At 36.1% G+C, this 23516-nt stretch carries 26 protein-coding genes; 18 read left to right on the top strand and 8 right to left on the bottom strand.

Annotated features, from left to right (window positions below; genetic code table 11):
* Window positions 1-228: 228 nt before the first annotated feature.
* Window positions 229-1131, bottom strand: a complete 903-nt coding sequence (locus G5W_RS0112685) for a TIGR01777 family oxidoreductase (RefSeq protein WP_010097180.1) — start codon at window positions 1129-1131, stop codon at window positions 229-231.
* Between the two features lie 70 nt (window positions 1132-1201).
* On the opposite strand from G5W_RS0112685, the gene recX reads away from it, so the two are divergent.
* Complete coding sequence (recX, locus tag G5W_RS0112680; protein ID WP_010097178.1) at window positions 1202-2017, top strand: recombination regulator RecX; 816 nt, start codon at window positions 1202-1204, stop codon at window positions 2015-2017.
* 239 nt (window positions 2018-2256) lie between these two features.
* Here recX and G5W_RS0112675 read toward each other — a convergent pair whose 3' ends face one another.
* Complete coding sequence (locus G5W_RS0112675; RefSeq protein WP_010097176.1) at window positions 2257-2916, bottom strand: SDR family NAD(P)-dependent oxidoreductase; 660 nt, start codon at window positions 2914-2916, stop codon at window positions 2257-2259.
* A 98-nt stretch (window positions 2917-3014) separates the two neighbouring features.
* Between G5W_RS0112675 and G5W_RS0112670 the strand changes: the two genes are divergently transcribed.
* From G5W_RS0112670 to G5W_RS0112660, 3 genes are all read left to right on the top strand, one after another.
* Window positions 3015-3350 carry a YfhH family protein gene (locus G5W_RS0112670; protein WP_010097174.1) on the top strand — a complete coding sequence of 112 codons (336 nt, stop codon included), beginning with the start codon at window positions 3015-3017 and terminating at the stop codon, window positions 3348-3350.
* Window positions 3351-3549: 199 nt separating this feature from the next.
* Window positions 3550-4101 carry a TetR/AcrR family transcriptional regulator gene (locus tag G5W_RS0112665; protein ID WP_010097173.1) on the top strand — a complete coding sequence of 184 codons (552 nt, stop codon included), beginning with the start codon at window positions 3550-3552 and terminating at the stop codon, window positions 4099-4101.
* Window positions 4102-4120: 19 nt separating this feature from the next.
* On the top strand, window positions 4121-5575 hold the full coding sequence (locus G5W_RS0112660; RefSeq protein WP_010097172.1) for a DHA2 family efflux MFS transporter permease subunit: 1455 nt from the start codon (window positions 4121-4123) through the stop codon (window positions 5573-5575).
* An 84-nt stretch (window positions 5576-5659) separates the two neighbouring features.
* Here the strand turns inward: G5W_RS0112660 and G5W_RS0112655 are convergent, their stop codons facing one another.
* Window positions 5660-6646 carry a metal-dependent hydrolase gene (locus tag G5W_RS0112655; protein WP_010097171.1) on the bottom strand — a complete coding sequence of 329 codons (987 nt, stop codon included), beginning with the start codon at window positions 6644-6646 and terminating at the stop codon, window positions 5660-5662.
* 105 nt (window positions 6647-6751) lie between these two features.
* Here G5W_RS0112655 and mutY point away from each other — a divergent pair, with 105 nt between their 5' ends.
* The 6 genes from mutY (at window position 6752) to yidC (ending at window position 12103) form a co-directional block, all read left to right on the top strand.
* Window positions 6752-7828, top strand: a complete 1077-nt coding sequence (gene mutY, locus G5W_RS0112650) for an A/G-specific adenine glycosylase (protein WP_029191120.1) — start codon at window positions 6752-6754, stop codon at window positions 7826-7828.
* Window positions 7829-7934: 106 nt separating this feature from the next.
* Entirely contained in the window at window positions 7935-8267 is a 333-nt protein-coding gene (locus tag G5W_RS0112645) for a gamma-type small acid-soluble spore protein (RefSeq protein ID WP_010097169.1), read from the top strand.
* A 238-nt stretch (window positions 8268-8505) separates the two neighbouring features.
* Window positions 8506-9036, top strand: a complete 531-nt coding sequence (gene ntdP, locus G5W_RS0112640; protein ID WP_010097167.1) for a nucleoside tri-diphosphate phosphatase — start codon at window positions 8506-8508, stop codon at window positions 9034-9036.
* Between the two features lie 149 nt (window positions 9037-9185).
* Complete coding sequence (locus tag G5W_RS0112630) at window positions 9186-10931, top strand: ABC transporter ATP-binding protein (protein WP_010097165.1); 1746 nt, start codon at window positions 9186-9188, stop codon at window positions 10929-10931.
* A 66-nt stretch (window positions 10932-10997) separates the two neighbouring features.
* Window positions 10998-11372: a hypothetical protein gene (locus tag G5W_RS0112625; protein ID WP_010097163.1), complete on the top strand. Its 375-nt coding sequence runs from the start codon at window positions 10998-11000 to the stop codon at window positions 11370-11372.
* On the top strand, window positions 11309-12103 hold the full coding sequence (gene yidC, locus G5W_RS0112620; protein WP_010097161.1) for a membrane protein insertase YidC: 795 nt from the start codon (window positions 11309-11311) through the stop codon (window positions 12101-12103). Before G5W_RS0112625 ends, yidC begins: the two co-directional genes overlap by 64 nt.
* 58 nt (window positions 12104-12161) lie before the next feature.
* Here the strand turns inward: yidC and G5W_RS0112615 are convergent, their stop codons facing one another.
* Window positions 12162-12929, bottom strand: a complete 768-nt coding sequence (locus G5W_RS0112615; protein WP_010097160.1) for a hypothetical protein — start codon at window positions 12927-12929, stop codon at window positions 12162-12164.
* A 192-nt stretch (window positions 12930-13121) separates the two neighbouring features.
* On the opposite strand from G5W_RS0112615, the gene G5W_RS0112610 reads away from it, so the two are divergent.
* Both G5W_RS0112610 and G5W_RS0112605 read left to right on the top strand, forming a co-directional pair.
* A complete protein-coding gene (locus tag G5W_RS0112610; protein WP_010097159.1) occupies window positions 13122-13946 on the top strand; it encodes a VOC family protein in 825 nt (274 codons plus the stop codon).
* A gap of 17 nt (window positions 13947-13963) precedes the next feature.
* Entirely contained in the window at window positions 13964-14725 is a 762-nt protein-coding gene (locus G5W_RS0112605) for a MerR family transcriptional regulator (RefSeq protein ID WP_010097158.1), read from the top strand.
* Between the two features lie 57 nt (window positions 14726-14782).
* Here G5W_RS0112605 and G5W_RS0112600 read toward each other — a convergent pair whose 3' ends face one another.
* Window positions 14783-16078, bottom strand: coding sequence for a glutamate-1-semialdehyde 2,1-aminomutase (locus tag G5W_RS0112600; RefSeq protein WP_010097157.1), 1296 nt, complete (start codon window positions 16076-16078; stop codon window positions 14783-14785).
* Window positions 16079-16223: 145 nt separating this feature from the next.
* Here G5W_RS0112600 and G5W_RS0112595 point away from each other — a divergent pair, with 145 nt between their 5' ends.
* From G5W_RS0112595 to perR, 6 genes are all read left to right on the top strand, one after another.
* Window positions 16224-16661 carry a potassium channel family protein gene (locus G5W_RS0112595; RefSeq protein ID WP_010097155.1) on the top strand — a complete coding sequence of 146 codons (438 nt, stop codon included), beginning with the start codon at window positions 16224-16226 and terminating at the stop codon, window positions 16659-16661.
* Window positions 16662-16719: 58 nt separating this feature from the next.
* On the top strand, window positions 16720-17190 hold the full coding sequence (bcp, locus tag G5W_RS0112590; RefSeq protein ID WP_010097153.1) for a thioredoxin-dependent thiol peroxidase: 471 nt from the start codon (window positions 16720-16722) through the stop codon (window positions 17188-17190).
* Window positions 17191-17379: 189 nt separating this feature from the next.
* Window positions 17380-18048, top strand: a complete 669-nt coding sequence (locus tag G5W_RS0112585; protein ID WP_010097152.1) for a sugar transferase — start codon at window positions 17380-17382, stop codon at window positions 18046-18048.
* A gap of 120 nt (window positions 18049-18168) precedes the next feature.
* A complete protein-coding gene (locus G5W_RS0112580) occupies window positions 18169-19119 on the top strand; it encodes a D-2-hydroxyacid dehydrogenase (protein WP_010097151.1) in 951 nt (316 codons plus the stop codon).
* Between the two features lie 2 nt (window positions 19120-19121).
* Window positions 19122-19679, top strand: coding sequence for a cob(I)yrinic acid a,c-diamide adenosyltransferase (locus G5W_RS0112575; RefSeq protein WP_010097150.1), 558 nt, complete (start codon window positions 19122-19124; stop codon window positions 19677-19679).
* Between the two features lie 163 nt (window positions 19680-19842).
* The gene (gene perR, locus G5W_RS0112570; protein WP_010097149.1) at window positions 19843-20286 is read left to right on the top strand and encodes a peroxide-responsive transcriptional repressor PerR; all 444 of its coding nucleotides are present in this window, start codon (window positions 19843-19845) and stop codon (window positions 20284-20286) included.
* A gap of 51 nt (window positions 20287-20337) precedes the next feature.
* Here the strand turns inward: perR and pabB are convergent, their stop codons facing one another.
* The 3 genes from pabB to G5W_RS0112555 form a co-directional block, all read right to left on the bottom strand.
* A complete protein-coding gene (gene pabB, locus G5W_RS0112565; RefSeq protein WP_010097148.1) occupies window positions 20338-22053 on the bottom strand; it encodes an aminodeoxychorismate synthase component I in 1716 nt (571 codons plus the stop codon).
* Entirely contained in the window at window positions 22034-22630 is a 597-nt protein-coding gene (locus G5W_RS0112560) for an anthranilate synthase component II (protein ID WP_010097147.1), read from the bottom strand. The genes pabB and G5W_RS0112560 overlap by 20 nt, the downstream gene beginning before the upstream one ends.
* A gap of 67 nt (window positions 22631-22697) precedes the next feature.
* Entirely contained in the window at window positions 22698-23084 is a 387-nt protein-coding gene (locus tag G5W_RS0112555; protein WP_010097145.1) for a YgzB family protein, read from the bottom strand.
* Window positions 23085-23516 lie beyond the last annotated feature (432 nt).

The following is a 23516-nucleotide window of genomic DNA, read 5'->3' as shown; positions in this document are numbered from 1 at the left end:
AGGGTTCCGTAAACATAGGAAACTAGTAGGAAGCCCTACCCGCGAATTTTTATTAAGATCAACAAAAATTCGGGGTGGGAATCGAACCCACTAGAACCAGTAAAACTGGTGGCGCACCATTTGCCTTCCCTATTTGATTTTTTGACTTGTCATTTGTAACAATACATATAATACTATGTTTTTCTTCAAAATGGAACTACTTTTTTTACAAAATAATCGACAAAAAAGTTAAAATTTCTTTACATGGGGAAAACACTGTTCCAGCGCGCTTTCCAACGTTGGATAAGTAAACGTAAAACCATTCTCAAGTGCTTTATTTGGTAGTACATATTGACCTTTTAATACGAGTTGACTCATTTCTCCAGTTGCAACTCTAATTAAAAGACTTGGCGTTGGAAACCAATATGGGCGATTCAAGGTATTTGCTAAGATTTGATTAAAATCCTTATTCCGAATAGGTTTTGGTGCGGTAACGTTTAGCACTCCAGTAATCTTAGGATTTTGGATAGCGAATACTAACAATTCAACTACATCATCAATATGAATCCAGGATGTCCACTGTTCGCCCTTTCCAAGTGGACCACCGACAAACAATTTTGAAGGAAGAGACATGAGGGGAAGTGCACCGCCATTACTTCCTAAAATCAAACCAAAACGAGTAAGTACGGTTCTAACTCCTAATGCCTCTGCTTGGTTTGCGATGCTCTCCCAATCCATAACGACATTCGCTAAAAAATCATTCCCAGGAGTAGTGGTTGCCTCGGTAAATATTTCTTCATCGGAAAAACCATAGTAACTAATTCCCGAACTGCTAATAAAAACACTTGGTCGTTGCTCTAATTTTTTCATATACTCAATTAACAATTGTGTAATTTCTAATCTGCTTTTTAATATTCTCTGTTTTTTCTTCTGAGTCCAATACCCGAAGATTGACTCACCTGCGAGATTAATAATCGCATCGAGTTTCGGTAGATTATTGATTTCGTTAAAGCTAAGATAAGTTACGAATTCTGAGTTAAAGTAGATTGATGGAGTTCGTGTTAAGATGTATACATGGTGCAGCTGGGAAGTTAGCTTTTTAACTAGCTCTTTTCCAATAAATCCAGTTCCGCCTGTTATAAGGTAATTCATGAAAAATCGCCTCTATTCTGGTAATCTAATTTTTATATATCATGTATGATGGACAAAAGGAGTGAAGAAGTTGCTAACAAGGATTAGTCGAATTACTACACAGAAAAAAAGTAATCAACGATACAATATTTATGTAGTCGAGGGTGAAAGTGATCGCTATGCCTTTAGTGTTGATGAAGCAATTTTGGTAGAATTTGGACTACGCAAGGGTCTTGAGTTAGATCAAGCAACGGTCGAGCTCTTAATTCAGAAAGATACGATACAAAAATCATATTTATCCGCAATCAATTACTTAAGTTACCGTATGCGAACTAGGAAAGAAATCTATGATTATCTGGTAAAGAAAGAAGTAGAGCATGAGCATATTGATGTTATTATTGACCGACTAACGCGAGAGGGTTTAATCAACGATGAACAGTTTGCCGAAGCTTTTACCAATACAAGAATTAATACTACATCCAAAGGACCTCAATTAGTTAAACGAGAGTTAATAGAAAAAGGAGTATCAGCTAATATTGCTGATAACGCTATTGCTCTATATACCTATGATACACAATTTGAAAAAGCATTGAAATGGGTTAATAAAAAACTAGGCTCAAGCAAAAAGGATTCATTTAATAAGAAACTGGAACAACTAAGGATAACCTTAATGCAAAAAGGTTTTACTTCAGATGTAATAAGCGACGTTCTAGCATCTGTATCCGATAATCGGGATGATTCTGCAGAATGGGAATCAGTGGTATACCAAGGGGAGAAGTTTTTTAGAAAATATTCTTCTAAATACAATGGATATGAATTGAATATGAAAGTAAAGGAAGCCTTGTACAGGAAGGGATTTCAAATTGACTTGATTAATAAGTTTATAGAGGATGTTGCAGGGGATTAGAGCGGGAAGTATAGGGAGAAGATTATGGGGCATTGTAGACTGCCAGCAAAATATAGTGTTGTAGCCGGAGAACAAGATCCTAGGTGTGGAGAATCCCTTATCCAGAAAGTATTGTTCTGGGTATGGAGAACATAGTCCCCGCGGAAAGAACATATACCCTGGCTTGAAGAAAACCCTGGATAACTCACAATCACAGCACAAAAAAAAGACACGCTCATCTAAAAGCGCATCCCCTAATTCTATCGATCAATGACAATTTCCTTACGACCATCATCTTCTGCGAAAATTTGTTTGGCCACAACATCAGGTCCTTTAAGACGAGATGGATCATCAACATGACTAGTGTTATTCCAAAATGGTGTGTTCATACCACCCATATATACTGCAGTTATGGTGAAATCTTCATTGGCATATTCTTGTTGTAAGGATTCAGTGAACCCGCGTACAGCAAATTTGCTAGCACAATATAGCGATTCATTCACTTTACCACGTAATCCAGCAGTGGAGATGATTGTTAAAATTCTTCCATTACTTTCACGAATTAACGGAAGGGCAGATTGTACCGTAAGTATGGTTCCTTTCACATTGGTGTCTAAAATGTGATCAATATCCTCCACGGAATATTTATCGACAGGGCCAAATGTACCAATCCCAGCATTGTTAATGAAGACGTTTAATTCTCCGATACGTTGGAACGCGATTTGAACCGATGCTATTTCTCTTACATCACATAGTACAACCTCTGCTTGTCCCCCTTTTTGGGATATTTGATGCTGTACGAGTTGTAAAGGATCGTTTCTTCTTCCTAATAAATATACTTTATAGCCATTTTCGGCATATTCTAATGCTAATGCTTTACCAAGACCAGTTCCAGCACCTGTAATCGCAACTGTAGGCATAAATCTAGTACCACCTTTTGTCAATTTTTCATGTGTAATCATTTTAATTGTCCACGATTGTTGATAAAATGTAAAGTGAGTTGAAGGGGGACTAGCACATGAACTATCGGTATAGTGATTTATCTGTGGAACAATTACTTAACCTAGTTGCTGAATTTAAAGAGAAAGCACAAAAAGCTGAGCAGTTAGGAAATATTAGTGAAGTTGAAATATACGAACGAAAGATGCAGTTAGCTCTAGCATATACATTAAATCCTGGAGACTTTAGACCAGGTAGTACGTACGAATTTCGACATGACCCTGGTCACCGATTTAAAATCAACTATTTAGAAGGTGTTTTTGCTTGGGGACATCGAATTAATCTACTTGATGAAGTTTATGAGAAGGAAGAAGCTATTCCAATCTCTTTGCTTGGAAAAAAATTAGAACAATAAACATTTTTGGGGAAGAGCGAGTTTCTAAAACTAGCTCTTTTTGTTTTATTTAAAACACGAACAGTGTAATCGTTTTAATCATGATGGTTATGGGATTTATGGAAAACTCCTAAAAATTAATAAAAAAAACACTAGAAATCCTGTAAAAATTTTTGGTATAGTAAACAAACCGGTCGGTATGTGGAGGTGTGCTACGGAAATGGATACTAGATCGCAAATAATCGAAATAGCGACGAATCTTTTTCAACAAAAAGGATATCAGGGTGTAGGCATAAGTGAAATTCTAAAATCATGTAATCTGACAAAAGGTGCACTCTATTATCACTTTCCAAATGGAAAAGAGGAATTATTAATCGCTTGTCTAAACACCATGAATGAGGCGATTACGAAAAGCATCAAAGAAATATTTAAAAAACATCAAACTACTCAAGAAGCAGCCGAAGCGATGATAGAGAAATTAGTAGTCGACTTTAACCAAAAAGGTACGATTACCGGTTATACATTTAGTAGCATCGTAAGCGGGATGGATTCTATGAGTGAACCTGTTCGTACTGCCTGTTCGAGTCTTTATGCGGAAATACAGAAGATTTATTCTATTAAATTACAAGAGGATGGTATATCCACAGATGAAGCTAATTCCATGTCATGGCTGATGACAGCTAGTATTGAAGGAGCCATTATGCTTAGCTCAACAATACAATCGAGTGATCCGTTAATAAATATTACACAGGTTTTACCAAGGTTAGTTTAGGTTGTTAGAAGGAGAAGTTATGGAAACACAAATTCAAGTTAGAAAACCTAAGGCAATGGCATTTATATTAATGTTAGGTGCTTTTTTAGGATTATTTGGAGAAACAGCGTTAAATATGGCATTAACCAATATCATGGATGAATTTACAATTAAACCTGCTACAGCCCAGTGGCTTACAACAGGGTATTTATTAACATTAGGTATTCTAGTACCAATAACAGCACTAATTATGAAATGGTTTACGACGAGACAATTAGTAATCAGTGGGATAGTTATATCACTTGCTGGAGCAATACTAGCAGCATTATCGATTAACTTCCCAATGTTACTAGCAGGTCGGATAGTACAAGCCGTTGGTACAGGTCTTATTCTTCCAATCATGCTTACGGTTGTATTGCTAATATTCCCTATTCAAAAGCGGGGAGTAGTCATGGGGATCGTAGGTTTAGTAATCACTACTGCCCCGGCTGTAGGACCAACTCTTTCAGGGGTAATTATTTCGACACTAGGATGGCCATTTATATTTTGGATTAGTGCCGTACTATATGTGTTTTTAGTAATTGGAGCTATCATGGTAATTTCAAATGTATCGGAAAATACAAAACCAAAAATCGATATCTTATCAATTTTATTATCAACAATAGGATTCGGTGGAATCATTTATGCATTTAGTACAATGGCTGAAGAATCCATCACGGCTACAATAGTATGGGCACCACTTTTAGCAGGAATTGTTGCACTTATATTATTTGGCGTTCGCCAATTCAAGATGGAAGAACCAATGATCAATTTACGTGTGTTTAAATATCCAATGTTTACATTAGGAACATTCATGATGTTTTTAAGTATATTAGTCATTTTATCCACAGCAATTTTATTACCATTATATTTAAAAGATGTATTATTACTAAGTGCAGCAGCTGCTGGACTTATGCTACTACCAGGTAATGCGGTTAATCTTATTTTATCTCCAATCGTTGGTACTTTATTTGATAAATGGGGCGCGCGTTATTTTGTCATGATAGGTTCGGTATTCGTTATATTAGGAAATATCATGTTTGTAACTGTAATTTCTTCTACAACACCTGTATGGCAAATAGTAGTTGCCTTTATGATATTATTTGTTGGTTTAACCATGGTTACAATGCCTTCACAGACAAATGCCATGAACGAATTGCCACGCCATATGTATGCAGACGGTTCAGCTGCGATGAACACATTGAATCAGGTTGCTGGTGCAACTGGTACCGCCATTGCAATGACCATTTTTACTATGGGGCAAAATGGTCATATGACTGATTTTCCTGGTGCTTCTGAAGGAGAGGTACTTGCAGCTGGAGTAAAGTTTGCCTTCTATTTCATTACAGCAATAGCTGTATTAGGGTTTATTAGCTCATTCTTTACAAAAAACAGCACCAATCCCAATGTGAAGTCTTCAAAAAAGAAAGCTTCAGAACAAGTAAAAGTTGGATAACAAGTAAAGATGAGATTGAATTCTGGAAAAAAAACTAGAGAAGCGCAAATAGCCTCTCTAGTTTTTTGTCTGTTTCGAACTCATTTATACTAAATTATCTCCAACATATAGCTTACTTTGCAATTTGTGTTCTGAAAATATCCACCCTGTATAGGAGCTGATAATTTCCATGTCAGGGTTGATTTGCACAACTGCAACAAATGGGTAAAAAGTTTTCGAACGGTAACGCAAATCAATAAAACGAACTTCCGTATAGTCATCGAATTCATTTATTTCCCATCTATAAACGGGAGAGAACGATAAGAAAGCAGAGATATTTTTATCTTTTGTAGCAATATCGATTATCGGCGATTTAGGAAGTGGAATCTTTTTAAACTCGTCGACAATTTCAATATGTCCGTTTACTACTGTTCCTACATAGAATCGGTCACTTGTTGTAATGGCGACTCTCCAGTAATTTTGTTTGATGGTAGGAGATGTTGCTACTTCACAGGTGTCCGGAAAATATTCCTTGATACTATTCACAATCTCTTTCTTATCCATATAGCGTTTGATGTAATATAATAAGATTACTGCATAGATGGTAAGCCAAGTATATCCTGGATGCGCACCTAATATCCAAGCAACAATCCCAGCCAAGTGCAGTGTGAAAATATACGGGTCAAATGTGTTTATAAATCCGTGAGCTACCCACTTATTTGTGAAAGGGCGATATGCTTGCGTTCCATAGGCATTAAAAATGTCTACAAAAACATGGAGTACCACTGCAAAAGCAATCCAGCCCCATAAATGCCAGAAATCAACGGTAGGAACAAATAGATGAATTAAACTGGCAATTAACACTCCCCAGAATATCACTGCTGGGACAGAGTGGGTTACCCCGCGATGATGTCTAATATAGGTTGCGTTGTTCCGTAATTTTAGAATCGTATCAAAATCAGGTGCATGGGAGCCTAAAACGGTACCTACTAAAACAGCATTGAATAATACTGGGTCATTAGCGACTACCGGATCCAATGTGGATAGGCCTGCAATTGCAACCCCCATAACGATGTGGGTTCCAGTATCCATTAATTGAATTCCTCCTAAGTATTTTAATATAGAAGTTGTTAGGTGGAGGAAACCTCCTCCATGTTTTTAAGTGTGTACTTAGTGTACCATAAAGGAAGTGTTTATATGACGGATTATAATAGAACGTTACAGAATTTTAATATTTCTAAGTTTCAATCGGACTTGCTTGATTGGTACGAAGCAAATAAGCGAGATTTGCCTTGGAGAAAGGACCAAGATCCATATAAAATATGGGTTTCTGAAATCATGCTCCAACAAACAAAAGTGGACACGGTTATCCCATATTTTTATAACTTTCTCAAGAAGTTTCCTACGGTTTATGATTTAGCAGCAGCAGAAGAACAAGAAGTTTTAAAGGCATGGGAAGGATTAGGCTATTATTCCCGAGCTCGAAACCTTCAATATGCTGTAAGGGAAGTAGTTGAACAATACGGGGGTCAGGTCCCGAATTCTCCAAAAGAATTAGAAAAGTTAAAAGGGATTGGTTCCTACACAAAAGGGGCAATACTTTCCATTGCCTTTAATCAGCCAGAACCAGCTGTGGATGGTAATGTGATGCGAGTTTTCTCGCGTGTGATGAATGTCGATGAAGATATTGCGCAACCAAAGACAAAGAAATTGTTTGAAACCATTACAAGAGAAGTAATATCTCATGAAGATCCTTCAGCATTTAATCAAGCTATTATGGATTTGGGTGCTACAATTTGTACGCCAAAATCACCTGCTTGTTTAATTTGTCCAGTTAAAGAACATTGCCAAGCCTTTGAATTGGGTGTCGAACAACAACTACCAATTAAATCAAAGGGCAAAAAGAATAAAAAAATGAAATATGTCGTTCTTCTCCTTCGAAACGAGAACGGAAAAATTGCGATTGAAAAAAGGCCAGAGGAAGGATTATTAGCTAACCTTTTTCAGTTTCCAATGGTACCCACAGAGGATTTGGCTATAGACTTGGTGGAAAGCTGGTTTTCATCGGCCTATAATCTTAACATCATACTTGGACAAAAGAGTGGTGCACTAAAACATGTGTTTTCTCATATTACCTGGGAACTGGATATATACCAAGCAGTTTTAAATGGCGAACAGGAAATTCCCGAGGGTAAATTAAAGTTTGTGGATGACAAAGAGCTAGCGGCATATCCATTTCCTGTTTCTCATCAAAAGATGATGCAGTATTTGTAAGGAACCTCACTTCCATAGTTTTCCATTAAATGCTAGTTTTTCATATTAAATAAAGAGGATAACAACTTGCTAAATGGAGAAATTATAACTGTCGGAGGTGATAACAATGGCTAAAAACGCTAACAAAACTGTTGCGGGAACTAACATTCAAGAAGTTAAGCAACAAAATGCTCAGTCCAAAGCTGGACAAGGTCAGTTTGGTACAGAGTTTGCTTCTGAAACAAATGTACAAGAAGTAAGACAACAAAACGCTCAGTCTCAAGCTGGACAAGGTCAGTTTGGTACAGAATTTGCTTCTGAAACAAATGTACAAGAAGTAAGAAAGCAAAACGCTCAGTCTCAAGCTGGTCAAGGTCAATTTGGTACAGAATTTGCTTCTGAAACAAATGTACAAGAAGTAAGACAGCAAAACCAACAATCTCAGGCTAAGAAAAAATAAACTACCTACCCTCGAATTATGGAAGAGCTCCCTTTCTCCCGGGAGCTCTTCTTTTTGTTATTTTAGGTATATTTAGTTGCATAACTCTTTATATTTTAATATTTTCCCCTTATAATAGATAAAAACAATTGGACAATAATGTCGTTATTTGTAGACAAATATAAATGAAAACCATATCTACATAGTGCAAATTAGACATTCGAAACGAACGTCTCATAATAGAATGGGAAGGGATTTAATGGTTGCTCCGAACGCTGGAACAAATATAAAAATACAAAGCTATAAACACAATGGGAATTTGCACCGTACATGGGAAAGTACAATTGTGTTAAAAGGAACAGAACAGGTTGTAATCGGGGCAAATGATAAAACAGTAGTTCAAGAAAGTGATGGGAGAACTTGGATAACAAGAGAACCTGCCATTTGTTATTTTCATGCAAAACACTGGTTTAATGTAATTGGAATGCTTCGAGACGATGGAATCCATTATTACTGCAATATCAGCTCGCCATTCGTGTATGAAGAAAATTCCATCAAGTATATCGATTATGATCTAGATTTAAAAGTCTATCCAGATATGACTTATGATTTATTAGATGAAGATGAATACGAGATTCATCGTGATGAAATGAAATATCCAGGAGTATTAGATAGGATTTTGTATAATAATATTTCGGATTTGCAACGATGGGTTCAACAACGTAAAGGACCTTTTTCCCCTGGATTTGTTGATCAGTGGTATGAACGGTTCTTGACCTATCGGTGGTAGTGGAGAAGCTCTAACCTTGTTACAAGTGTAGCAAGGCTTTTACTTTTTTAACAGGTGGACAGTATGGGAACTTTCCTCAACATGAGGAAATATAAAGGGTGCATAGGGAATAATATAGCTAGCAAAAAACAGATAGAAAGTTGATGTAAATGAGTAGTATTAAACAGTACATGGAATACGTAAAACCGTATAAATGGAAGATTTTCTGGACAATTATTATCGGTATTATCAAATTTGCTATACCTTTATTGATACCATTGATTTTAAAATATGTAATAGATGACATAATTGGACATGATACATGGAATAGTGAAGAAAAAATAACCCATCTGTTTTGGATAATGGGTATATCATTTCTCGTATTCCTTATTTTACGCCCGCCAATTGAATATATTCGACAGTACCTTGCTCAATGGGTCGGCAATAAAATCCTTTATGATATAAGGGCTAGGCTGTTTGAACATATGCAAAAATTGAGCTTAAGGTATTACTCAACGACAAAAACCGGCGAAATAATTTCCCGGGTAATAAATGATGTCGAACAAACTAAGAATTTCGTTATTACAGGGTTAATGAACATTTGGCTCGACTTAATTACGATATTAATCGCAATTGGGATCATGATGTCGATGGACTTTTGGCTATCAATTGTTTCTATTATCCTATTTCCGCTATTTGGATTCACTATTAAATACTTCTTTGGGAGGTTGCGATCTCTTACCAAGGAACGCTCACAAGCACTAGCCGAAGTACAAGGACATTTACACGAACGTGTCCAAGGAATCTCTGTCACTAAAAGTTTTGCTTTAGAGGAACATGAACAAATTCACTTTAATCAGCAAAATAAAAAGTTTTTAGATAAAGCGATTGAACATACGATTTGGAATGCTAAAACATTCGCAGCAACTAATACTATTACAGATCTTGCACCATTACTAGTCATCACTTACTCGGGTTACCAAGTAATAAGTGGAAACCTAACACTTGGAACCATGGTTGCTTTTTTTGCCTATTTAGAGAGAGTATATAGTCCGCTCAGAAGATTAATTAACTCCTCAACTGTACTAGTGCAATCTATTGCATCGATTGACCGTGTGTTTGAGTTTATGAACGAGCCATATGACATTGTTGATAAACCAACTGCAATTAAACCTGAACGAGTTAATGGAGAGATTCATTTTCAAGATGTTTCATTCCAGTATGATGACGGGCTAGATGTACTAAAACATATCAATCTAAATGTGAAGCAGGGGGAGACCATTGCTTTTGTTGGAATGAGTGGTGGAGGAAAATCGACACTAATAAGTCTAATACCACGTTTCTATGATGTAACTGGTGGTTCCATTAAACTAGACGGTATTGATATAAGAGATTTTCAATTGCATTCACTTCGGGACAATATAGGAATGGTATTACAAGATAATATTTTATTTGGAGATACCGTGGCTATGAACATTCGTATGGGAAATCCTGAAGCCACTGATGAAGAAGTGATCGAAGCGGCTAAAGCAGCTAATGCCCATGATTTCATCATGGAATTGCCTGAAGGATATCATACATTAGTTGGCGAACGTGGTGTAAAACTTTCCGGGGGACAGAAACAGCGTGTTGCCATTGCTCGTGTATTCTTAAAGAACCCACCAGTCTTAATCTTTGATGAAGCTACATCAGCACTTGATTTAGAAAGTGAACATATGATTCAAGAAGCAATGGAAAAGCTTGCTTCAGATCGGACAACGTTTATTGTGGCACATAGACTTGCGACCATTACCCATGCGGATAGAATTGTCGTCATTGAAAATGGCGAAATCACAGAAGTTGGTTCCCATAATGAGTTAATGGAGAAGAAAGGCAGCTATTACGACTTGTATCAAGTTCAACATTTAGATGATTAAAGTGAAACCTTTATTGGTTCATCATCGTATATAAAATATATTGAACGTCAAAGGGGGTGAATACAGATGTTACTGGAATTTTTATATGATTTCCTTACCGATTTAACCCCGGTATATATGTACGTAAGTATTTTATTTTCTGGTTTTTGTTTGATTCGTTACGTATCACAATTTGAAATCTATTCCAAAAGAAAGTTTGATATAAGACTACAAAGGCTGGAAAGAATTCACGTACCAATTCAAGATGCAAACATAGAAATGGTAGAAAAACGTAATTGGTTAGCAGTAATAGCCAAGCGTGTGGAAGTACCAGATGATGAAGAAGAAGCATCTTTCTCGTTTTTTAAACGCTTATTGAAAAAACGAGGAGGAACAACATGCAAAAAAAATCTGTATTCACACGCTTTAAGAGAACGAGTCTATTTGGAACTTTTATTTTAACGATACTTCTAGCTGGATGTTCAGGAGGGAGTTCAACAGAATCATCTGGATGGTTCGATTCAATATTTGTTGATAGCTTTTCCGCTCTTATCAAAAGTATAGCTGTATTTTTTAATGATAATTATGGACTATCGATTATTATCATTACGATTCTACTTCGGATAATCATCATGCCATTTATGATAAAACAATCGAAAAATAGTCTGGTAGTTCAAGATAAGATGAAAGAACTAAAACCAGAAATGGATAAGATTCAAGCTAAGTATAAGGATAAAAAAGATCCTGAATCCCAAAAAGCAATGCAACAGGAACTGATGCAATTTTATCAAAAGCATAACTTTAATCCATTTGCTTCCCTCAGTGGCTGTTTACCGATGTTAATTCAGTTTCCTTTTTTAATAGGATTTTATTTAGCTATTCGCCAAACACCGGAAATTGCTAGCCATGCCTTTTTATGGTTTAACCTTGGAGAGACAGACTTATTGCTAGTGGGAATTGCTGTGTTGGTTTATTTTATCCAATATAAGGTTTCGCAAATTGGACTAGATCCAAAAATGAAAAAGCAAATGGCTTTGCTTGGATTAATGTCACCAATCATGATTGGTATTATATCATGGAACACATTGGCTGCCTTACCGTTGTATTGGACAGTTGGAGGTGTAATGGTAATTATTCAGACATTAATCTCTAAAAAGATTTACCTAGCTCATAAGAAAGAACAAAGTAATTAAAATAAAAGCCGCCTAAGAAATGATTTCTAGGCGGCTTTACTTATTGTACAGATATGCATTATCTATGTCTTTTCCAATCAACTTCTATTTTTCCTTTCAGGTTATCTCCTCTAATCTCGATAAAGTATATTCCGTCTTCAGGTACAATTGCTGTTCCTCTATTCTCTGTATGTTCTACCATACCAATTAAATCCTTGTTTTCATTAAGTATGGAATATCCATATCCACCATAGTTTACATTGGTGAAGTCCACAGAAAAGATGATTTTCTCTCCGGACTTAGCTTCAATTGGTATATGGTGTTTTCCGTTAAAGTAATCGAAAGTTACGCTATAAGAAGAATCTGTAGTTTCCTCACGCCAATTCTGTTTAGAGGTAAAATCAATGTTTGCCATAACTAGGAAGGTTATCGGAATGATAAAAGCAAATAATACCTTCGTTACTTTGCGTTTTATAAATTGAAGGCCAGCTAGAAATAGTAGCGCACTAAAGGACCCAACACCCCCAGCGAATAGGATGTATGGAGGTTCCATGATGAAAATAAAAGGTACAAAACCTGCTATTAAATATAGAAGTATTTCTATGAATACTGGTACATTGTGAAATATAATCTTTACACAGTCAATAACCATGGAAGAAAGTATTCCATATCCAAATATCATTGTCCACAAAAACCAGTAAGACATACTTTCACTAAAATCATATAATTCCATACTAGAAGTCAGGATAAAAATTGCAAAGATACTAATTAGCAAACCAGCGGCAGAAAGCTTTTGAATTACATAGAAAGCAATCTTACTTAATTTCTTGTCATCTTGTATCACCATAAATTTCCCTCCAATTGTTTGAGGTGGAAACAATTTCCTTTTATATGTAAATTATAGCATGTTAAATGCTGAACATAATATAGTATACTATTTTAATAATATAATTTTTAAAATAGTATAAAATGTATTGACCTTAAACTAGGTTTAACCTTTATTATTTTAGTTGTAAATAAATTCATAGGGAGTGTTTGTATGTATCGTTGGGATGGAGGATTTATCATGGTTGATCCAGAAAAATTTGAAATAGGGGTTCAATGGTATCAAGATATTTTAGGGTGGGATTGTGTAGATCGAATTACTACTTGGGTTGGTAGAAAGGCATTTATGAAACTTCCAAGGTCTGGCATGGTTACAATTAAATCTTTTGAAGGGGAATACGAACATTTCGAGCCATCAGAGGTAGAGGGGAATGTTAAATTAGTTTTTGTAACGTATGATTTACATAAGACACAAAAATATCTGGAAGGAGTAGATGTACAGCTCACAGAAACAAAACAATTACCAAATGGACAAAGGTTTTGTGAAATAATAGCCTTTGATAAAACAAAATTAACGATTGTAGAGGAACCGAATGAAGGTGATGATAACGTATACCCTGCTTCTGGAATTATTGGTTTTGGAAAGGTGAATACCATTATTCATGTGAAAGACCCTGCAATCTCTGCTAAATGGTATGAGAACTATTTAGGATTTGAAATTGTTGAAATTAGTGAGGATAATGGTTATGCTCATTTACAAACTGAGGATGCATATGACAGAAATGTTCTAGGTGAACGTTTTCTCGATAATATTTGGTTATTGAGCAGTTCACAGTCCGTAAATATTCCAAACGATAATAAAGCAAGAACGTATTATGATATACGCCCAGAGACTTTCTTTGAAGAATATAACAAACTAATAAAAAGTGGAATAAAACCTTCTGAGATAGCAGGTGATCCAATAAATGGCTGGGGCGGGTTCCATTTCTATGATCCAGATCATAATCGGATAAATGTTTGGTCATATAAATCTAATTAAGTTCAATGGAGGTATATATGCACCTTACCATTCAAAATTTTTCAAAAAGGACTGGACTATCTCCTAGTAGATTACGATTTTATGATAAAAAAGGAGTTTTAGTACCTTCCGCTAGGTTAGAAAATGGATATAGAGCCTATTCAATCGAACAGATATACGATGCAAAAATGATAGATTCGCTAAGGCAGGCTAACATAAAGATTCAGGAAATTAAACAATTTCAAGAAGCTACTTTTTCAGAAAGAAATCTCCTGTTGGATGGATGGAAATTAGAATTAGATAAACAATTAAAGGTACTTACTGCAGCTAGGAGTTATATAAGAGGATTAAGTCCAGAAGAACCTCCAACCATTATGTTATCAAAATGGGAAAAGCCCAAAAGCTTCATATGGGAAAAATTTGAGGTAGAAAGGAAACCACATCCTTTTAAAGATTGTTTCCAGATAACGAGAAAAAGGCTGGATGAAATAGGAATTCAACATTCGAAAGAAGTTTATGTTAGAACAGAACGTATCAATGGAAATAAAATAATAGGGGAAGTTGGATTCGAAATTTTAGACAAGCATTGTATGAGAGGAATTGTTGGCTTACGATATGAAGAGCTACCACCTACTATATTCGCAATAAAGTATGATTGCAATGTTGAAGATTCACTTCTTTGTTTTTCCTATCTACAAATGGTTATTCGGTATGGTCTTCGTCCTGAAGCTAATAAACTAGAGAGATATACTAGTATGGAAGGAAAAACATTTGATTATTTGATTCCGCTGATTAACTAAATAACAAAAGGTTACGTTATCATCTGCAACGTAACCTTTTTGTTTACCAATAATGGATTATTTACTCATTTCCTCAAACGCATGACCTACAGCTTCAATTGTTTGGTCAATATCAGCTTCCGTATGCTCGGTCGTGATAAACCAAGCTTCATATTTAGATGGAGCAAGGTTAATACCTTGGTTTAACATTAGTTTGAAGAACTTACCGAATAATTCACCATCACTATTTTCGGCCCCAGCATAATCTGTAACTTTATCATCGCTTCCAAAGTAAACAGTTAGAGCACCTCGTAATCTGTTAATGGAAATGGTGATACCATGTTCTTTTGCCTTTTCCCAGATGCCCTTTTCCAAGCGTTCTCCTAATTGATCAAGTTTTTCATATACACCATCTTGCTTCAGTACTTCTAAGCAAGCAATTCCAGAAGCCATGGATGCTGGATTTCCAGCCATTGTACCAGCCTGGTATGCAGGTCCTAATGGAGCAACTTGTTCCATAATATCTTTACGACCACCATAAGCACCGATTGGCAGTCCACCACCGATAATTTTACCCATAGCAGTCATATCTGGCTCGATTCCATACACCTTTTGCGCACTTCCATAAGTGAAGCGGAAAGCAGTAATGACCTCATCATAGATTACTAGTGCCCCGTATTCATGAGTTAAGTCATTAACAGCTTGTAGGAAACCTTCTTTTGGTTCAACTATTCCGAAGTTACCAACAATCGGTTCAACGAGAACACAAGCAACTTGGTCACCCCAATGATCTAAAGCATGTTTGTATGCTTCAATATCATTAAATGGGACAGTGATAACATCTTGAGCAACAGATTCTGGGATACCGGCAGAGTCTGGAGTACCTAATGTTGAAGGTCCAGAACCAGCTTGAACTAGTACCGCGTCAAAATGTCCATGATAGCTTCCAGCAAATTTAATTACTTTTGTACGGCCAGTATATGCTCTTGCAACACGAATGGTTGTCATAACAGCTTCTGTGCCGGAATTGGTGAAGCGGACTTTCTCCAATGATGGAATAGCTTCTTTCAGCATTTTGGCGAATTTATTTTCAAGTGGTGTAGGAGTACCGTATAGCACCCCGTTCTCAGCAGCTTTTTGGATAGCTGATGTGATATGTGGATGTGCATGACCGGTAATAATCGGACCATATGCAGCAAGGTAATCAATATATTTATTCCCGTCAACATCCCAGAAATAAGCACCTTTGGCCCGTTCCATATAAACTGGTGCACCACCACCTACCGCCTTATATGCGCGTGAAGGTGAATTTACACCACCGACAATATGCTGTTGTGCTTCTTCATGAAGCGCTTCTGATTTTGAAAAGTTCATGTCATTTCCTCCTATGTAAAAAAGCGTCTTTGCTTTCTAAATACCGATACCTATTGTACCGTATGCGAATAAAAAATAAAATGACAAGCACTCACAAAGAAGTGCATAAGCTATAATAATGACTATTTAGAAAAGGGAAGATATTATGAGAATCATACCATGGCTATTGGTTCTGGTAGTTAGTTATATTATTGCTAGAAGCATCTATGGCTTTGTTTTAGGGGAAAGAAAAATTTTAGGAGTCCGAATGCAGGAGAGACGATTTTCGATGGAAATGTTCTCCTCTTTATTGATCACCTATACAATCGTTATTATTGGATTTGGTTTAATCTATTTTATTCTATCGTTTGAAGGTATCTATCTAGTAGAGGGTGGAGAACTCAGACAGGTTAATCCAGTTGGTTCGATGATTCATTCTTTCTATTTCAGTGGAGTAACCATGTTAACGATAGGCTATGGTGACATTACACCTATTGGAATCGGAAGACTGATAGCATTAATAGAGGCGTTAATTGGTTATGTGTTACCAACCGCTTTCGTGATTCAAATTGTTACGAATCAACAGGATAGGGCAAGAGATTAGCAATCTTAGCTTTTGTAATGATATAGTGAAGGTAACATAAATGTTTGGAGGTAATACGATGAGTCTCGAACTAGGAAAACTAGCTCCTTCCTTCACACTTCCGAATCAGGAGGGAAAGGAAGTAAGTTTAGAAGATTATAAAGGAAAACATGTCGTTCTGTATTTCTATCCAAAGGATATGACACCAGGCTGTACGACAGAAGCATGTGATTTCCGTGATAACCATGAAAGCTTTGCAGAACTTGATGTAGTGATTATTGGCATTAGCCCTGATCCAGTTGAAAGTCACCAAAAATTTATAAATAAACATGACTTACCATTCTTGCTGTTAGCAGACGAGAATCATGAAGTTGCAGAAGCCTATGATGTATGGAAGTTGAAGAAGAACTTTGGTAAGGAATATTACGGTGTGGAACGTTCTACTTTTATTATCGATAAGGAAGGAAATCTACAGAAAGAATACCGAAAAGTAAAAGTGGACGGACATGTGGAAGATGCGTTACAGTTCATTCGTGAAAATCTAGTATAAGTGAAAAAGACCAAACACTTTAGGTGGAAATCTAAAGTGTTTGGTCTTTTTATTGGAATTTAGAAGGGGTTATACCTTATGAGACAGGGCAACGTAATATTACTTTTTTGTTACGTAGTTATATACACCCAATAACTTGAATAATATGAAGTAATTAAGTATGTACAACTTAAAAGAGGTGTATATCATATGGGAATGCTAGAGTCTGCTAAATCAAAATCGAATTACTTTTTTCATATCAATCTTTATTTTTTCTTTAAAAGAATGCTAGACCTTTTGCTAAGTGTCGTATTACTGATTCTGCTAGCACCACTCTTCCTATTCATTTGCTACCGGATAGCTAGGAAGGAAGGTAATCCGATTTTTTATCGCGAGCTTAGGGTAGGCAAAAATAATAGTATCTTTACCATGATTTCGTTCCGTACGATGACCAATGGATCAAGGGTTATACGTCGGTTGCCGCCATATCCATTTCCAAGTACATGGGAAAAAGGTGTGCCAGATTATTTCAAACTAACCCAAGATAAGACAGTTACCTATACAGATACAGGACTTTGGTTAATAAAATACGGATTGGAGAAAATTCCACAATTATGGAATGTGCTTCGAGGAGATATGAGCTTAGTAGGGCCAAGCCCAGAACGTCCAGAAATAGCAGATTACTATAATCGACACCAGATGAACCGGTTAAAGGTAAAACCTGGTATAACAGGTTATGCGCAAATAAAAGGCATTACTAATGATAATCATGGGAAGAAGATCACTTATGATTTATATTACACACAAAATTGTTCCTATAAATTAGATGCCAAAATCTTATTTCAGGCATCGAAACAAACACTGAAAAGTAGAACGTAATAAAAGTGCCAGATATACTACGTCATGTATCGTATATCTGGCACTTTCAGTTGTTGAATTCTTTGATTGTGTTTATTATGGAGATAGGTATTTTTCGAACAATACAAAGGGGGCATTGTTTTGACTATATTATTCTCTGCCAAAGTATCTGATAAGCATCAACAGGCTTTACAAGAAAACTATCCAAATCAGTTGTTTATTTTTACGGAAAGTATGGAACAAGCAGAAGCACATCTTGGACAGGCATCTATACTTGTGACCTATGGTGAGGATTTAAATGATGATAATTTGGCTAAAGCAACTAATTTAAATTGGATTATGGTCCTTTCTGCTGGTGTAGAGAGATTACCATTTAAACAAATTGCAGAAAGAAATATTCTCGTTACGAATTCTCGGGGTATTCATAAAATCCAGATGGCGGAATATACGATCTCGATGCTTCTTCAAGTGTATAGGCAAGAAAAGCATTTTATAGAATCGGAAAAACATAGTAAATGGGATAAGTCAGTTCGCCCGAATGAAATATTTGGTCGGACATTAGTAGTACTTGGAACTGGTGCTATTGGTCAGGAGATAGCCCGGATTGCAAAAGCTTTTCAGATGAAAACAATTGGGGTGTCCAGAAGCGGTAGACCAGTAGAGTACTTTGATGAAGTACATACAATGGAGGAATTAAATAAGAAATTACCAGAAGCGGATTTTCTGGTTTCGGTCCTTCCTAGTACTTACGAAACAAGATATTTACTTAAAGAAGAGCACTTTATACGAATGAAAGATAGTGCAGTCTTTGTCAATATTGGACGTGGTGACCTTGTAGACAGCAATGTCCTATTATACGCTATTCAAGAAAAACAAATAGCACATGCTATATTAGATGTTTTTGAACAAGAACCACTACCGGCAGATAGTCCATTTTGGAAAGAATCTAATATTACCGTGACACCACATATCTCTGGTAGCTCACCTAACTATATGTCGCGAGCACTTGATATTTTTCAAGATAACTTGGATAAATTCCAAAAAGGTGAAACGGATTATCAGAATATAGTAGATCCAAAGAGGGGGTATTAGTTGTGAGGATTTATACAAGATCGGGTGATAAAGGTTTAACGTCTTTAGTATATGGAAAACGTGTACCAAAAAATGATTTACGAGTAGAAGCATATGGAACTTGTGATGAAGCAAACTCTATGATTGGCCTAGCTTCTAGTTTAGTGGCTGGAGAGAACTGGGCGGATAAGGAGAGATTTCTAGAACAAATCCATCGGGTCCAAACGATATTATTTCATGTTGGAGCAGAGCTTGCAACGCCATCTGATAAAGAAGTTGCTTGGAAATTAACGAAAGAACATATCGAAGAATTAGAGAAGCAAATTGATGCATGGGACCAGCACTTAGAACCATTAAAACAGTTTATCTTGCCATCTGGCCATCCGGCATCTAGTGCACTCCATGTTGCGAGAACAGTAACACGTAGAGCGGAAAGGCTAGCAGTAGGATTAGTAGAGGAATTACCTAACCCATTAGTCGTTTCTTATCTTAATCGATTATCGGATTTCTTATTTGTCGCCGCTCGATATGTTAATAAAGCGATGAATGGTCAAGAGTTACCATTGAATACAGATGTTTAATATATGGATGGGTACTGTAGTAGTGGGCTAAGTTATAATAATTCCTATATAGTAATATACTAAGATTGACAAGAATCAATGGATAAGCGTAAACTAATTATAAAGATTATAATCTAATAATTGTATCAGTTTTTGAAATTACCATGAAAGCGAGGTGCATGACGTGGCTGAAAATAGACTACAAAAAGCAATTGATACGCTAAAAGAGTCAGGGGTAAGAATAACACCACAGCGTCATGCGGTGCTTGATTATTTAATGAATGCAGTTATACATCCTACTGCAGACGAAATCTATAAGGCACTAGAAGGAAAATTTCCCAATATGAGTGTCGCGACTGTTTATAATAACCTACGTGTACTGCGTGAAAATGGCTTAGTTCGTGAATTAACATATGGTGATTCATCCAGTCGGTTTGAATGTAATTTTTCCGATCACTACCACATTATCTGTGAATCTTGTGGGAAGATTGTCGATTTCCACTATCCTTCTTTAGATGAAGTGGAATCCTTAGCACAGAAGGTTACTGGATTTGAAGTAAGTCATCATCGTATGGAAGTATATGGAACATGTGAAAGTTGTCAACAACAAGAAAGTAGTAGACATTAAAGGAAAACCCTGTTGCATTTAGATGTAACAGGGTTTTTGTTTCGTGTACTCTTATATGAACTCAACTTCTATCCATTCTCTTACACTATTAATAAACCAGATACGGTCATACCTAGGCAATTGATTCTTGGGTATGATACGTTCTTTAATTTTTCCTTGTTGAAGTAATGATTTTCGATAGGTTCCAGCCAATAACCCCGATGAAACAGGAGGTGTGTATCGTTCACCATCTAATTCAACAACGATATTTCCGCGCGTAAACTCTGTTACTTCTTCCTGTTCGTTCCATAATAGAACGTCAAAAACATCCGGGCTTTCTTGTAGTCTTTGCTCATAAACTGCACGATTGGTAGTTTTATGATAAAGGAAGATATCCTGCTTACAAACAGGAATTTTAGCTAGAGACACTTTTTGTTTTTCAATCGATATGGGCTGTAATGGTAATACTTCCTTTACTATATTGCCGTTTGAATCCAGGAGTACTCTGATTTTCCCATCTCCTTCACTGTGTTGTTCTCCTAGTCTTAGTAAGTCATATCGCAATTTATTAACATCTACTTTAAACCCAAAATAATTTGCGGAATTCTTTAGGCGTTCTAAATGTTCGTCTAAAACAATCAGCTTCCCGCTTTTTAATCCTATTGTTTCAATTAATTGGAACTCCTTCCTACTATTAGAGAGAATTTTCGCCTTCGTTAACACTTCATGATATTCATCCTCTGCATCCGAATCCCACGTAATACCTCCCCCAACTCCATAACTTGCTTTCCCGTCTTCGCCGATTATAACTGTTCTAATCGGAACATTAAAAATTGCTTCCTGATCAGGTGTAATATAACCAATTGCACCACAGTATACTTCGCGAGGTGAGGTTTCCAATTGATTGATGATTTTCATCGTGTTAATTTTTGGTGCTCCTGTTATAGATCCACATGGAAACAGTGCTTTAAAAATATCTACAATATCTTTATTATCAGCAATTTCACCAGTAACCGTTGAGGTCATTTGGTAGACGGTTGGATATTGTTCAATTGAGAATAACTCAGGCACCTTTACGGAACCAGGTTTAGAAATTATACCTAAATCATTACGAAGTAAATCAACAATCATCACATTCTCTGCACGATTCTTCTCGGAGTGATAAAGCCATCTACTATTTTCTTGATCCTCCATGTCGGATTTGCCTCTTGCGATAGTACCTTTCATCGGTTTTGTTTTGATTTTACCTTCCTTTAGATGAAAGAATAATTCTGGTGAAGCAGAAAGTATCTTGTGTTCCCCGAGATCCAAGTAAGCACTGTAATAAGCAGATTGTGAATTTGCTAACTGTTGATAATACGAGAAAGGATCGCCTTTAAATTCAGAATGCATACGAATGGTGTAGTTAACCTGGTAGGTGTTCCCTAGCTCGATCTGGTTTTTTATAAACTTGATAGCATTGTCATAATGATGCTTTTCAGTATCCATATACCAGTTTGATTTATGGAAAGAATCCATTTTATGATATTTTGATCCCATCTTCACTTCTGAATAAATACCAAACCAAAGGAGCGGCATTTTATTATTAGAATGAGCAACCATCACATTCTCGAAAGCGGGTGCGGATTCATAAGAGAGATAACCAGCTGCATAATAACCTAAATGAACAGCTTCTTGAACTTCAGTTAGTGCAGGAATTACATCTTCTATTGTATATGCTTGAATAATCCGGTCAGGACTTGCAAATATCTTTGTCTTCTTATGAAAGTCAAATTGAAGGTATGTCATTTATACAACCCCCTTTCTCCTGAAAGAAGTTTCCTAATAACTGAGGTCCATTTTCTGATAATATCGCTTCTGGATGTCCTTGTATTCCTTCAACCTGATATTCTCTATGTCTAATTGCAGCGATATCACCAGCTTCAGTTATTGCACTAACCTCTAGGCATTCTGGTAAACCCTGATGACTCACCATAAGAGAATGGTACCTGGTGATTGGTAATGGATTAGGTAAATCATGAAACATTCCTTGACCATCATGCTTTATAAAAGATACTTTCCCATGGGTTGGTTCTTTTGCTTTCACAATATTCCCCCCAAAAGATTGCGCGATGACTTGATGACCTAAACAGACTCCTAGGATAGGATATTCTTGATAGAGTGTATGTACAACCTTAAGGCAGATTCCAGCTGTTTCAGGGTTACCAGGTCCAGGGGAAAGTAGTATATGAGTTGGATTTATCACACGAATTTCTTCTATACTAATTTCGTCATTACGTTTGACGATTATTTTTTTATTAAGTTGATATAGGTACTGAACCAAATTAAAAGTAAATGAATCATAATTATCTATAACTAGAATCATTGCAAATTCCTCTTTTCTTGATTTTATTGCAGAAAAAAACATCTACCTTAAGGCAGATGTTTTTTGTTTACTGATTATCTTGGTTGTCTTTTAGTTCTCTGCGGTATTTACGAGAATTATATTTTTCGTCAAATTCCTTACCTTCTAGATTCTTATCTAGTGTCAATGGTTGTTTACAATGCATACATGCGTCCACACGTCCTAACATCTTTGTAGGTTTCTCACATGATGGACAAATAATTGGAATGGCTTTGGTGGAAAGCATTCCAATCCAAAAATAAACTACAGTACTTAGTACTATAGAGATAACTCCTAGGAGAAAGAAGATTACCATTAACCATTCAATTTTCTTTAAAAGTAAACCTATGTACATTAAACCGATTCCAGCGAAAATCAGTATTAGAGCAAATGAACGTATCTTATTAATCTTACTGGAATAAACTAGTTGAGCCATGCTTACTTGTCCTCCTTAATCTTTACAAAGATAGTATAGCATAATTTATCTTATCAGTAGAATCGTTTTCATTTAGATGTACATATTCATATATAGTAGAAACAAACCTTGCATGATGTGAATATAGAGTCAGTCGATATGCATGATTAAGCGACAGAGTATTTTTTATAGAATTTAGGTGTTGACATAATGTTGTTACCGTGATAAAGTGTAATACGTTGCTTAAATAACCTTGTTTATTTAACGACAAAAGTTCTATAAAAATATATTGAAAATGTTGTTGACACGAAACGGTCAAACATGATATATTAATCAAGTCGCTAATTTAAGAAGCAACTTACATGAAAAAAGTTTTTAAAAAAGTTGTTGACGATAAACGAACGACATGATATTATATAAAAGCTGTTGCAAAAACAGCTACTAAGATTTTGC

The sequence above is a fragment of the Ornithinibacillus scapharcae TW25 genome, from assembly GCF_000190475.1.
In the GTDB taxonomy this organism is placed as follows: Bacteria; Bacillota; Bacilli; order Bacillales; family Amphibacillaceae; genus Ornithinibacillus; species Ornithinibacillus scapharcae.
The sequence above is the reverse complement of the archived record's forward strand: the minus strand, read 5'-3'. Positions and strand labels throughout refer to the sequence as shown.